This window comes from Mycolicibacterium moriokaense (assembly GCF_010726085.1).
GTDB lineage: Bacteria > Actinomycetota > Actinomycetes > Mycobacteriales > Mycobacteriaceae > Mycobacterium > Mycobacterium moriokaense.
Genome location: NZ_AP022560.1, coordinates 3,393,429 through 3,405,892, shown reverse-complemented (window position 1 = coordinate 3,405,892; position 12,464 = coordinate 3,393,429). Strand labels below are relative to the sequence as shown.

Sequence of the window (12,464 nt, the reverse complement as noted above, 5' to 3'; positions counted from 1 at the left end):
GCCATCATTCTGTCGACAATCGACAGATATGGCTGATGACGCGCACGGCCCGTCCATCGGACCGTCGGTGGCCGAGATCCTGGCGTCCCACGCCGCGGGTACCGGTTCACCGACCAAGACGGCGGCCCGGGTCGCCGACGCGATCGCCGCCCGCGGTGACGACGGCACCTGGTTGTCGACCGTCCCACGCGGGCAGCTACTCGCGGCCGCCGAGGAGATCGAGAAGCGTCCCGGTGCGCGGACGTTGCCGCTCTACGGCGTGCCGTTCGGGGTCAAGGACAGCATCGACGTGGCGGGAGTGCCGACCACCTTGGCGTGCCCCGACTACGCCTACGTCGCGACGTCGACCGCGCCCGCAGTGCAGCGGCTGCTCGACGCGGGGGCGCTGTATGTCGGCAAGACGAGCCTCGACCAGTTCGCGACGGGTCTGAACGGCACCCGCACTCCCCACCCGATTCCGCGCAGTGTCTACGGGTCCGACCTGATCTCGGGCGGGTCGAGTTCGGGCTCGGCGCTGGCCGTCGCGCTGGGTCAGGTGCCGTTCGCGGTCGCCACCGACACCGCGGGGTCGGGGCGCGTCCCCGCAGCGCTCAACGGAGTCATCGGCTACAAGCCGTCGCGCGGACTGATCAGCACGGTGGGCCTGGTTCCGGCATGTAAATCGCTGGACTGCATCAGCGTGATGGCGGGTTCGATCGACGACGTCGATCGCGTCTTCGGCGTGATGGCCGGCCGCGACGATCGCGATCCCTGGTCGCGCGACCGCGGTCCGCGCTACGCCGGCTGTCCGATCCGGGTGGGTCTGCCGCCCGCCGAGGAGCTGGAGTTCTTCGGCGACAGCGCTATGCGGGACGCGCACATGGCGTTTCGCGCGCAGGTGTCTCGCGTCGGCACCGTGGTCGAGGTGTCGCTCGAGCCGTTTCTGGCAGCAGGAGCGCTGCTGTATCAGGGACCATGGGTCGCCGAACGCCTGGTGGTGTTCGGCGATTTCCTTGCCGCACAGCCGGATTCCATTCACCCAGTGGTGCGCGAGATCCTGCAGGGCGGGCAGAAGTACACAGCCGTCGACACGTTCGCGGCGTTGCAGCGACTCGCCGAGCTCAAGGCGACGGTGGACCGGCTGTGGCGGACGACGGACGTGCTGGTGGTCCCGACGATCGGCACCACGTTCACGGTGCCGGAGGTGCTCGCCGCACCGATCGAGTGCAACACCAAGCTCGGTCACTACACGCATTTCGGAAATCTGCTCGACCTGCTCGGCATCGCGATTCCGTTGGGCACCACCCCGGACGGCCGCCCGTTCAGCGCGATGCTGCTCGGCGCCGCCCAGACCGACGACACCGTCCTGCAATTCGCGGCGAACCTGCTCGACGAACCGCGCGAACCGTCGTACCCCGCACCCGCCACATCCACCGCCGAGGAGCTTGTATGAGCCAGCCCGTCGAAGTCGCCGCCGAACCGTCACCTTTCACACTCGTCGCGGGCAAGACGGCGTTGATCGTCATCGACATGCAGCGGGACTTCCTGCTGCCCGGGGGTTTCGGTGAAAGCCTCGGCAACGACGTCAGTCAACTGCTTAAGGTCGTGCCGCCACTGGCCGAGCTGATCGCCGCGGCGCGGTCGGCGGGCATCATGGTGATCCACACGCGCGAAGGGCATGAACCCGACCTGTCGGACTGCCCGCCCGCCAAGTTGAACCGCGGCGCGCCGTCGAAACGGATCGGCGACCCGGGCAAGTACGGCCGGATCCTGATCCGCGGCGAGTACGGGCACAACATCGTCGACGAACTCGCACCCATCGAGGGCGAGGTGGTGATCGACAAGCCAGGCAAGGGCGCGTTCTACGCCACCGAGCTGCAGGACGTGCTCACCGCCGCAGGTATCACGCAGTTGCTCATCACCGGCGTCACCACCGAGGTCTGCGTGCACACCACCACGAGGGAGGCCAACGACCGCGGCTACGAGTGCCTGGTCGTATCCGACTGTGTGGGTTCGTATTTCCCCGAGTTCCAGCGCATCGGACTGGAAATGATCAAGGCCCAGGGGGGCATCTTCGGCTGGGTCGCTGACAGCACAACTGTCATTCCCGCCCTGCAGTCACTGACCGTCACGGCCGCCTGAAGGGAATCGCCATGAGCACCGATGTGACCAATACGCCCGCCGACCCGTCGTTGGATCCGCCTGTCCCCGACAAGCTGTCGATCCCGTGGTGGACCCGCGGTGACCTCAACGCGTTCTTCGGACTCGGGTTCAACATCCTGGTCAACGTCCTCACCTTGACCGGTCTGATGATCGGCGTCATCGCCGTCCCGGCGGGCGACGTGCTGGGTACGGTGCTGCCCGCCCTCGGGGTGGCGCTGATCCTGGGCAACCTCTACTACACGTTCCTGGCGCGCCGACTTGCCCGGCGCGAGAACAGAACCGATGTCACGGCGCTGCCTTACGGGCCGAGTGTGCCGCACATGTTCATCGTCATCTTCGTCGTGATGCTGCCGGTCTATCTGAACACCGACGACCCGATACAGGCCTGGCAGGCCGGCCTGGCATGGGCCTTCCTCATCGGCGTGATCGTCATGGTCGGTGCGTTCGTCGGGCCGTACATCCGCAAACTGACACCTCGCGCCGCGATGCTCGGCACGCTGGCGGGCATCTCCATCACGTTCATCTCGATGCGGCCCGCCGCTCAGATGTGGGAGGTCGCCTGGATCGGGCTTCCGGTGATGGCGATCATTCTGATCGGGTTCTTCACCAACATGAAGCTGCCGGGCAACGTCCCGGTCGGTCTGGTCGCCCTGTTGGTCGGAACCGCGATCGGGTGGGCCGGTGGCTACATGTCGGCACCCGATGTGGGACAGGCGGTTTCCGACATCGCCATCGGCATCCCGGACCTGCGGATCGACCTGCTCTTCAATGGGCTTGCCGACCTCGCTCCCCTGCTGGGAACCGCGATTCCGCTCGGCGTCTACAACTTCACCGAGGCGATGAGCAACGTGGAGAGCGCTGCGGCGGCAGGTGACAACTTCAACCTGCGCAGTGTGCTGCTGGCCGACGGCGCCGGCGCGGTCATCGGGTCGGCGTTCGGCTCGCCGTTCCCGCCCGCGGTGTACATCGGGCATCCGGGCTGGAAGGACGCCGGCGGTCGGGCCAGCTACTCGTTAGCCAGCGGTGTGGTGGTCGGGATCCTGTGCTTCCTAGGCCTTTTCGGAGTGCTCGACGCGCTGCTGCCGGTGCCGGCGATCGTCCCGATCCTGCTGTACATCGGTCTGCTGATCGGTGCTCAGGCGTTTCAGGCGGTGCCTCGGCTGCACGCCGTGGCGGTGGTCGCCGCGATTCTGCCCAACCTGGCGCAATGGGCGCATGGTCTCATCGACAACGCGCTGAACGCGGCGGGGACGTCGGCGACCGAGGTGGGCATCGATGCGCTCAACGGTGCCGGCGTGGTCTACGAGGGACTCAAGACGCTCGGCGAGGGTGCGGTGCTCGTCGGCCTGATCCTCGGCACGATGGTGACGTTCATTCTCGAGAAGAAGTTCCTCTACGCCGCTATCGCCTCGGCGGTCGGCGCGGCGCTCTCGTTCATCGGCCTGATCCACGCACCCGAGGTCGCATGGGCGGCGAGCCCGTCGGTGGCGCTGGGCTATGTGATGTTCGGAATCGTCTGCGCCATATTCGCGTTCCTGCCGGGCGCCAAGGATCCGGTCGAGATCGACGAGTCGGACGTCGTCGCGGGCCACTGACCCGCGACGACGTCGCAGCGACTACTCCTCCGGCAACCCGTCGGCGATGAGCTGGGCCTGTTTCTGGGCGATCGCGGTCGCGATGTCCGGCGGAACCGGGTCGTTGAGCTCGCCCTCGAAGCGGATCTCGACGAGCGTCCTGCCCTGGTTGAACACGGCGACCGTCATCGACCGGCTTCCGTCCGGCGTGGTGCCGATCGCGAGGACACCCTGGTCACCAATCTCAGCGGGCTCGGGCTTACCCGTCGTCACGCTGTCGTACGTCATGTTCTTGAACGCCTCTTCGGCGGTGGCGACATCGGAGAAAACCATGATGGTATCGATGATCTGCGACTTGCCGTCGGGGCTCTCGTAGGCCTGAGCCGCACCTTCTACCCCATTTGGGTTCACCTGCGGGCCAGTGGTCTTCGTATCAGGACCCATGTCGGAGGCGGGAATCAGGAGCGAACCGTAGTCGACAGGTTCTGCGGCGGCGCTGGTCTCCTCAGAAGTGGTGGCCTCGGCGGAGGTAGTCGTCGACGACGAGGTGGTCTCCTCCGCCGAGGACTCCTTGTCGTTCTTACTGCAGCCTGTGGCCGCGACCCCGATTATCAACGCCGCCACGGCCAAACCCGTGGCGGACAAACGCGCGATACCCATGGATTCCCTTTCAGTATTGAACGTTTTAGATGTACCGGACCATCAGACACTTTCGCCGCGATTACTCCTCAGGCAATAGCTCGGCGATACGCTCGGCTTGCTTCTGGGCGAATCCGATTGCGCCATCCCGATCCATCGGATGTTCGAGCGTGCCTTCGAAGTCGATCGACACGAGGGCCAGGCCCTGGGAGAACAAGACGGACGTCACCGACTTGCTTCCGTCGGGCGATGTGCCGACCGCGACCACTCCTTGGTCGCCCACATCAGCGGACTCCGGCTGACCCGTGGTCACGGTGTTCAGCGTGCCCTTGCTGGTGTCGAAACTCTGCGCGACGGATTCGGCGTTGGGGAGGACGAGGATGGTGTCGATAATCCGTTCCTTGCCCTCTGCGTCCGTGTAGACCTGGCCTGCACCGGGTTGGCCGCCCGGGTTCAACTGCACGCCACCAGGAGTCTGGGTATCGGCGCCCAAGTCGGAGGCGGGGATCAGAAGCGAGCCGTAGTCGGTGAACTCCGCGGCGCTGGTCTCCTCTGTCGCGCTCTCCTCCGTCGTGGTGGCTTCAGCGGAGGTAGTGGTCGACGATGTCGCCGAGGTGGTCTCCTCGGCCGAGGACTCCTTGTCGTTCTTACTGCAGCCTGTGGCCGCGACCCCGATTACCAACGCCGCCACGGCCAAACCCGTGGCGGACAAACGCGCGATACCCATGAATCCCTCTCGTGGCCGAACGATCAGACATGACTGGCGGTTATAGATCTACAGGACCGTCAATAGATTTCGACGGTCCGTTACCCAACCGAGATAAGCGTTCCGCAGGCGCCGGTTGCGAGCGATGGCTCACGGATGTTGATTTCCGCTCGGTGGTGTCCCGCGCACTCCTACCGTGGTGGGGATGGACACCGCCACCGTCATAGTCACCGCGGTCATCGGTACTGCGCTCGCAATCTCCACTGCCGCGCTCTTCGCGGTCTGACGTTGCGGCCATCACATGTCTTTGTCTGACGTGGTATAGATAACCGAAGTTTTCGTAGTCACTTGTCTACGAAGTGTCTTAAGCTGCTGGCATGGCAGCACGCGCCAACAGTTCCGATCCCCGCGCAGCACGGGTCCGCGCCCGCCTACGCGAGGCGGCGTTCGCGCTCGCTCACGACGGTCCCGTCGATGCACTGACGGTCGGCGACATCGTCGCCCGCGCCGGTGTCAGCCGGCAGGTCTTCTACCAACACTTCCGCGACCGCGACGACGCCGTCGCCACCGCGATCTCGACGGCGTTCGCCGCGGCGACCGCCGACCACAGCGGTGACGTACGGACCCGCATTCTGCGACTGTTCGACTTCGCGGCCGAGCACCGTTCGGCGTACCGCAACGTCGTGCCCAGTGCGGTGACTCAACGTCTCGTCACCGCCTTCCGCGCCGAACTGCTACCCGCATGCGAGGAGATCGCCGCGCTGGGCATGCCCGCGGTCAGCACGGTCGCGAGCCTGACCCCGGACGCGGTGACCCGCTTCCTCGTCGGCGGATTCATGGAAGTACTGCGGTCCTGGATGGAAGACCCCGATTCGACCGATCTCAGCGACCGCGTCGGCGCGGCACTGGACACCGTGAACGCGCTGCTCGGCCTGACCACATCTACGAACGGACTTCAGCATGGGTAGACATCACGCGCCTGCTCCGCACCCGGCGCGCGATCGCGCCGCCATCCGCACCATGATTCTCGCGATGATCGGGTTGACCGTCTTCGTCCTCGCGATGATCGCGAGCTACGCCGGCGCGTTCGCCAAGCCGACGTTGCATCACCTGACCGTCGCCGTGGCAGGCCCGCAACAGTTGGTCGACGCGGTCCACGGCCACGAGGGCTTGTCGGCGACCCCGGTGACTGACGACGCTGCCGCGCGCCAACAGGTTTACGAACGCACGGCCGACGCGGCGATCGCCGTCGGCCCCGCAGAAGACATGAAGATCTATGTGGCCGGGGGCGGCGGACGCAGCGTCGCCACCGCCGCCGAAACCGTCGGCCGCGCGATCGCCGCCGATGCCGGGCTGTCCGCCACGGTGGAGGACGTCGCACCGACGAGCGCGGGAAACCCTTCGGGCACCGTCGAGTTCTACGCCATCATCTTCATTTCGATCGGCGCCTCTGTCGGAGCCACGGTCTTCGGATACCTGATGGGACGGGTGCATAATCCGACGACGCTGGCATTGCGCACGATGACCCTCGCGGGCTACTCGGCGTTGCTGGCGGGCTGCGTGACCGTGTACGTCGACGCCGTGCAGCACGCGCTCACCGGCCATCCCTGGCAGGTGTTCGGTGCGCTTTGGCTGTATTCGATGGCTGTCGGCGGCGCCATCACCGGTGTCGCCGCGGCATGCGGCACGGTGCCCTCGATGGCGCTGACGCTGTTCCTCGTCGTGATCGGAAATGCCGCCGCCGCGGGGCCGGTCGGCCTTCCGCTTCTTTCTGGCTTCTACGCGACCTTCAACGCGGTGGTACCCCAGGGATCTGGTGTCTCACTGTTGCGCAGCATCGAATACTTCGGCGGCAACGGTGCTCAGACGCCCCTCGTGACACTGGCGATCTGGGGTGCGGCGGGATGCCTACTCGCAGTTCTCGCCACGGCGTCGCGGTTGAATTATCGTGCCTTACATGAGCGTTTCCTCTCCAACGGTGGCGGGCGAAACCGAGCCCTACTACGACCTCGGCTCCTATCACCGGCCGATTGAGTCGCCGTCGCCGCAGGCACACGTGTGGTGTGACCGCGGGCTCGTGTGGTCTTACGCGTTCAATCACGAAGAAGCCATCCGCTGCTTCGATCGCGCGCTCGAACTCGACCCCGACCTCGCGATCGCGCGGTGGGGCGTGGCGTACGCGATCGGGCCGAACTACAACAAGGCTTGGGAGGCATTCGATCCCGTCGATCTCGGCGCCGCCCTGGCCCGCGCACGGATGGAGCTGAAGCTGGCCACGACGGGGCGCGCATCGCCGGTCGAGCGGGGGTTGATCGAGGCGCTGCACACCCGCTTCCCGACCGACGATCCGAATGACGCCGAGGCCCTGCAGGCCGGCAGCGCCGCCTACGCCGACGCGATGGCCGCGTTGGCGGAGGCCTATCCGGACGACATCGACGTGCAGGCACTGGCCGCGGACGGGCTGGTCAATGTGACGGCATGGGCGTTGTGGGACACCAGCACCGGTGAGCCGGCCCCCGGCTCGCGGGTCGTCGAGGCCAAGCGCATCCTCGACGCCGCCCTGGCCACCCCCGAGGGCCGCGCACATCCGGGAATCCTGCACCTCTACCTCCACACGATGGAGATGTCGGCCAGCCCGCAGGAAGCGCTGCCCGCCGCCGACCTGCTACGCGACCTGGTTCCCGATGCCGGACACCTGCGGCACATGCCCAGTCACATCGACGTGCTGTGCGGTAACTACCGCGATTCGGTGGTGGCCAATCTCGCAGCGGCGCAGGTGGATCGGCGGTTCGTCGAGCACGAGGGTCCGCTGAACTTCTACTCACTCTACCGCGCGCACAACCTGCACTTCGTGGTGTACTCCGCCATGTTCGAAGGCAATTCGCGAATCGCCCTGGAGGCCGCGGACGAGCTCGCCGGACAACTCACACCCGAACTGTTGACAATCGAGTCACCTCCGATGGCCGACTGGCTGGAAGCGTTCGTCCCGTTGCGGACTCACGTGCTCATCCGGTTCGGACGGTGGGATGACCTGATCGCGGAGCCGTTGCCGGACGACCAGGAGCTGTACTGCAGCACCACCGCCACAATCCACTACGGCCGGGGCGTCGCACACGCCGCGAAGGGCCAGCTGGCCCAGGCGCATGCCGAGCGAGAGGCGTTTTCCACAGCGTACAAGCGCATCCCGGAGAGCCGGTACCTGTTCAACAACACCGCGCGGGACATCCTGGCGGTCGCCGCCGAGATGCTGGACGGCGAAATCGCCTACCGCGAAGGACGATTCGAGGAGGTATTCGCCCATCTCAGGCGGGCCATCGAGCTCGACGACTCACTTCCGTACGACGAGCCGTGGGGCTGGATGCAGCCGACCAGGCATGCCTACGGAGCGCTGCTGCTCGAGCAGGGCCGCGTCGAGGAGGCCGCCGCGGTGTACGCCGCGGACCTCGGACTCGATCCCACCCTGGCCCGGCCGTGTCAGCATCCGGGCAATGTGTGGAGCCTGCACGGCTATCACGAATGCCTGCAGCGCCTCGGGCGTACCGCCGAAGCCGCGATCATCGGCCAGCAACTCGACCTGATGATGGCCCGCGCCGATGTACCGATCAAGGCGTCGTGCGCGTGCCGGTTGGCAGTAGCCTGACCGCTGAGAGGCCCGGGGTCCGTAGACTCATCGGTTGTGGCCATCAACGACGATGATCTTGAACGCCTAAGCCGTTGTATCGATCTCGCACGTGAAGCCCTCGAGGACGGTGATGAGCCGTTCGGTTCGATCCTCGTCGACGCCGACGGTGAGGTGCGTTTCGAGGACCGCAACCGGGTGAAGGGCGGCGATGCCACCCAGCATCCGGAGTTCGCCATCGCACGCTGGGCCGCCGAGCACCTGATCCCGGTTCAGCGGGCCGCCGCGACCGTGTACACCTCGGGAGAGCACTGTCCGATGTGTGCGGCGGCGCACGCCTGGGTGGGCCTCGGTCGCATCGTCTACGCGGCGTCGTCGGAGCAACTGACGCAATGGCTGTCCGAATGGGGCGTACCCCCACCCCCGGTGGCCCCACTTCCGATCACGACGATCGCGCCCCGCGCAGTAGTCGACGGCCCGGCACTGCAATACGCCGAGACGATGCGCTCGCTCTACGAATCGAAGTTCCGACGGTGACAGGGTCTTCGCGCAAGCGCTCATCCACGACCGAACCCGCATGGGTCGAGCACGTGATCTGGTGGCAGGTCTATCCCCTGGGCTTCGTCGGCGCGTACCCGGCGGACGCACCCCCGACCGCTGATGAGCACCGACTGCGGCGCATCGTCGAATGGCTCGACCACGCCATCGAACTCGGTACATCGGGCCTCGCGCTCGGGCCCGTCTTCGCGTCGCGCACCCACGGCTACGACACCACCGATCACTATCGGATCGATCCCCGACTCGGGGACGACGCTGACTTCGACCATCTGATCGCGGAGGCACACGGGCGGGGAGTGCGTGTGCTGCTCGACGGCGTGTTCAACCATGTGGGCATCGACTTCGCAAATACCTCGTGGTTTCGCAAGCGCGGCAACGGTTCTGAGTTCGACACCTTCGAGGGGCACGAGGGCCTGATCGCCCTCGATCACGACAACCCCGAGGTGATCGACTACACCGTCGACGTCATGACGCACTGGCTGGCCCGCGGCGCCGACGGCTGGCGCCTCGACGCCGCCTACGCGGTCCCCGACCGGTTCTGGGCGCAGGTGCTCCCCCGCGTCCGCTCGGCGTACCCCGACGCGTGGTTCGTCGCGGAGGTGATCCACGGCGACTATTCGGCGCGGGTGCGGGACGGCGGATTCGACTCCGTGACCCAGTACGAACTGTGGAAGGCGATCTGGAGCGGCCTCAACGACGGCAACTTCCACGAACTCGACTGGGCGCTGGTGCGGCACAACGAGTTTCTCGATACGTTCGTGCCGATGACGTTCATCGGGAATCACGACGTCACCCGGATCGCCAGTCGGCTCGACAACACCAAACACGTCGAACACGCGGTGGTCATCCTGCTGACCACCGGCGGAACCCCGAGTATCTATGCCGGTGACGAGTTCGCCTACCGCGGTGTCAAGGAGGAACGTTTCGGTGGTGACGACGCTGTGCGACCCGAATTCGGTTCTCCGCCAAGCGGTGCCGACGTGCTCGGGCGCGACGAGTTCCGACTGCATCAGCATCTGATCGGATTGCGTAGGCGACACCCCTGGCTGCATACGGCACGCACGTCGCCGCTGAAAGTCACCAATCGCAGCTACATCTATGAAACCCGTGACGGCGCCGACACGCTGGTGGTGGCGCTCAACATCGACGATGAACCGCTATCGGTCTCGCTACCCGACCTCGGTTTCGACCAGGGCACGATCCTTGCCGGGTCGGGGGCGCCGCCGGAGGACGTCGTCGCATCCGTGCAGGTGGAGCCGCACGGCTGGCTCATCCTCGCGCCAACTCCTCGACCGTGAGCTGGTCCTCGACACCGTCGTACAACCGATCCAGAACGGCACGGAAGTCGGCGTTGTCGCTGGTGGCCCGGGCGAAGAGCGTCATCGACGAACGCACCTTGAGATCGTCGGGCCAGCCGAAGATCTCGGAGGCCGACGTGCCCTGGATCCCGGCGACCACCCGGGCGCATTCCCGCAGCCGCGGGCCGAGCACGGCGTGGTCGAGGTAGGCCTTGGCCTCCGCCAGCGACCTGATCCCGTAGCGGTGCGCAGTCGCGCTGCGGCCGAGCGACCGCAACTGAGGAAAGATGAACCAGATCCAGTGGCTGCGTTTGCGGCCGCTGCGCAACTCGTCGAGCACCGTGTCGTAGACGCGATCCTGCGCTTCGACGAAGCGTCGAAGATCGAATGGATCGTCACGATCGGATGCCGACAATTTGTCCACTGCCCCTCGGAGGCCAGTCTGGCAAGATAGTCTTTGTCTTTCAATGACTATCGTCGAACGTGGCCGATGAAGCGCCGTCTACCGCGACCACAGGAACTCGCCCCGCTGCTGCAGTTCCGCAAGCCGCGCCTGAACCTCACCCGCCGCCGTCTCGAGAGCGCGCTGACGATCGAGGATCTGCGTCGCATCGCCAAACGCCGCACACCCAAGGCGGCGTTCGACTACACCGACGGGGCCGCTGAAGAGGAACTGTCGCTGGCCCGCGCGCGGCAGGCGTTCCGCGACATCGAGTTCCATCCGACCATCCTGCGCGATGTCGCGAAGGTCGACACCGGAGCCACCGTGCTCGGCGACCGGGCCGCCCTGCCATTCGGGATCGCTCCGACGGGTTTCACCCGGCTGATGCAGACCGAGGGTGAGATCGCCGGCGCCCACGCCGCCGCCCGCGCGGGCATCCCGTTCTCGCTGTCCACTCTCGGAACGACGTCCATCGAAGACGTCAAGGCCGCAAACCCTCATGGGCGCAACTGGTTTCAGCTGTACATGTGGAAGGACCGGGACCGGTCGATGGCTCTGGTGGGGCGCGCCGCCGCAGCGGGGTTCGACACGCTGCTGGTCACGGTCGACGTGCCCGTCGCGGGCGCCCGGCTGCGTGACACCCGCAACGGCATGTCGATACCGCCGGCGTTGACGCTGCGCACGGTGCTGGACGCGGTCCCCCACCCCGGCTGGTGGTTCGACCTGCTGACCACCGAACCGTTGTCGTTCGCCTCGCTGGACCGGTGGCCCGGCACCGTCGCCCAGTATCTGGACACCATGTTCGACCCGACCGTGACGTTCGAGGACTTGGCCTGGATCAAGACGCAGTGGCCGAACAAACTCGTGGTCAAGGGAATTCAGACGCTCGAGGACGCGAAGTCGGTGGTGGACCTCGGCGTCGACGGCATCGTGTTGTCCAATCACGGCGGCCGACAGCTCGACCGCGCGCCGGTGCCGTTCCACCTGTTGCCGAGTGTCGCCCGCGAGGTTGGCCGCGACACCGAGGTTTTGCTGGACACCGGGATCATGTCCGGGGCGGACGTCGTCGCCGCGGTCGCGATGGGGGCACGGTTCACGCTGGTCGGCCGGGCCTATCTGTACGGGTTGATGGCCGGCGGCGAGGCGGGCGTGGATCGCGCGATCGAGATCCTGTCTGGCTAGGTCAGCCGCACCATGCGGCTGCTCGGCGTGACCTCGCTCGACGAGCTCACCCCACGGCACGTGACGCAGCTGCACCGTCTCGTTCCACGCGTGCCGTAGGTGTGCGGCGTTTCACTCCATTCACACTGGTCACACCTGAGATCGGCGCTCGGTGAGTCCTCGCCGAGTCGGAATCGTTAGCCAACCGCGATATCGCAACCGAGTGTTGAGCACCGGAAGTCCGCAGGTGCACGTGTTTCATTACGCACGCAGAGCAAACGGCAAACGCTTTGTGGCATGCGATGAAAGGTGGGTTGGTTGCCGT

At 66.2% G+C, this 12,464-nt stretch carries 11 protein-coding genes and 1 pseudogene; 9 read left to right on the top strand and 3 right to left on the bottom strand.

Features of this window, described 5'->3' with window-relative positions; genetic code table 11:
* Positions 1–28: 28 nt before the first annotated feature.
* From G6N43_RS16590 to G6N43_RS16580, 3 genes are read left to right on the top strand one after another with little or no spacing between them, the layout of a single operon-like run.
* Complete coding sequence (locus G6N43_RS16590; RefSeq protein WP_083150818.1) at positions 29–1,432, top strand: allophanate hydrolase; 1,404 nt, start codon at positions 29–31, stop codon at positions 1,430–1,432.
* A complete protein-coding gene (locus G6N43_RS16585; RefSeq protein WP_083150816.1) occupies positions 1,429–2,121 on the top strand; it encodes a cysteine hydrolase family protein in 693 nt (230 codons plus the stop codon). Before G6N43_RS16590 ends, G6N43_RS16585 begins: the two co-directional genes overlap by 4 nt.
* 11 nt (positions 2,122–2,132) lie before the next feature.
* Entirely contained in the window at positions 2,133–3,737 is a 1,605-nt protein-coding gene (locus tag G6N43_RS16580; RefSeq protein WP_083150814.1) for a SulP family inorganic anion transporter, read from the top strand.
* A 21-nt stretch (positions 3,738–3,758) separates the two neighbouring features.
* On the opposite strand, the gene G6N43_RS16575 is transcribed toward G6N43_RS16580, so the two are convergent.
* Positions 3,759–4,376, bottom strand: a complete 618-nt coding sequence (locus tag G6N43_RS16575; RefSeq protein WP_083150812.1) for a hypothetical protein — start codon at positions 4,374–4,376, stop codon at positions 3,759–3,761.
* Between the two features lie 61 nt (positions 4,377–4,437).
* The gene (locus tag G6N43_RS16570) at positions 4,438–5,082 is read right to left on the bottom strand and encodes a hypothetical protein (RefSeq protein WP_083150810.1); all 645 of its coding nucleotides are present in this window, start codon (positions 5,080–5,082) and stop codon (positions 4,438–4,440) included.
* A gap of 356 nt (positions 5,083–5,438) precedes the next feature.
* Between G6N43_RS16570 and G6N43_RS16565 the strand changes: the two genes are divergently transcribed.
* The 5 genes from G6N43_RS16565 to G6N43_RS16545 are packed head-to-tail and all read left to right on the top strand — an operon-like array spanning position 5,439 to position 10,536.
* Complete coding sequence (locus tag G6N43_RS16565; protein ID WP_083150808.1) at positions 5,439–6,029, top strand: TetR/AcrR family transcriptional regulator; 591 nt, start codon at positions 5,439–5,441, stop codon at positions 6,027–6,029.
* Positions 6,022–7,095 (top strand): ABC-2 transporter permease, encoded by a 1,074-nt coding sequence (locus tag G6N43_RS16560; RefSeq protein WP_083150806.1) that lies wholly within the window; start codon positions 6,022–6,024, stop codon positions 7,093–7,095. The genes G6N43_RS16565 and G6N43_RS16560 overlap by 8 nt, the downstream gene beginning before the upstream one ends.
* Positions 7,019–8,701, top strand: a complete 1,683-nt coding sequence (locus G6N43_RS16555; protein WP_083150804.1) for a tetratricopeptide repeat protein — start codon at positions 7,019–7,021, stop codon at positions 8,699–8,701. The genes G6N43_RS16560 and G6N43_RS16555 overlap by 77 nt, the downstream gene beginning before the upstream one ends.
* 36 nt (positions 8,702–8,737) lie before the next feature.
* Entirely contained in the window at positions 8,738–9,217 is a 480-nt protein-coding gene (locus tag G6N43_RS16550) for a nucleoside deaminase (RefSeq protein ID WP_083150802.1), read from the top strand.
* Positions 9,214–10,536 carry an alpha-amylase family protein gene (locus G6N43_RS16545; RefSeq protein ID WP_083150800.1) on the top strand — a complete coding sequence of 441 codons (1,323 nt, stop codon included), beginning with the start codon at positions 9,214–9,216 and terminating at the stop codon, positions 10,534–10,536. Before G6N43_RS16550 ends, G6N43_RS16545 begins: the two co-directional genes overlap by 4 nt.
* Here the strand turns inward: G6N43_RS16545 and G6N43_RS16540 are convergent.
* A complete protein-coding gene (locus G6N43_RS16540; RefSeq protein ID WP_083151003.1) occupies positions 10,508–10,951 on the bottom strand; it encodes a DUF1810 domain-containing protein in 444 nt (147 codons plus the stop codon). The two genes, G6N43_RS16545 and G6N43_RS16540, sit on opposite strands and share 29 nt — an antisense overlap.
* A gap of 75 nt (positions 10,952–11,026) precedes the next feature.
* On the opposite strand from G6N43_RS16540, the pseudogene G6N43_RS16535 reads away from it, so the two are divergent.
* Positions 11,027–12,259 (top strand): annotated as a pseudogene (locus G6N43_RS16535) (alpha-hydroxy acid oxidase).
* The last annotated feature ends 205 nt before the right edge of the window (positions 12,260–12,464 follow it).

Bases quoted from the DNA above. Each gene is read 5' to 3' on its own strand.
- G6N43_RS16575 (WP_083150812.1), bottom strand. From the start codon at position 4,376: ATGGGTATCGCGCGTTTGTCCGCCACGGGTTTGGCCGTGGCGGCGTTG.
- G6N43_RS16560 (WP_083150806.1), top strand. From the start codon at position 6,022: ATGGGTAGACATCACGCGCCTGCTCCGCACCCGGCGCGCGATCGCGCC.
- G6N43_RS16565 (WP_083150808.1), top strand. From the start codon at position 5,439: ATGGCAGCACGCGCCAACAGTTCCGATCCCCGCGCAGCACGGGTCCGC.
- G6N43_RS16570 (WP_083150810.1), bottom strand. From the start codon at position 5,082: ATGGGTATCGCGCGTTTGTCCGCCACGGGTTTGGCCGTGGCGGCGTTG.
- G6N43_RS16580 (WP_083150814.1), top strand. From the start codon at position 2,133: ATGAGCACCGATGTGACCAATACGCCCGCCGACCCGTCGTTGGATCCG.
- G6N43_RS16590 (WP_083150818.1), top strand. From the start codon at position 29: ATGGCTGATGACGCGCACGGCCCGTCCATCGGACCGTCGGTGGCCGAG.
- G6N43_RS16585 (WP_083150816.1), top strand. From the start codon at position 1,429: ATGAGCCAGCCCGTCGAAGTCGCCGCCGAACCGTCACCTTTCACACTC.
- G6N43_RS16555 (WP_083150804.1), top strand. From the start codon at position 7,019: ATGAGCGTTTCCTCTCCAACGGTGGCGGGCGAAACCGAGCCCTACTAC.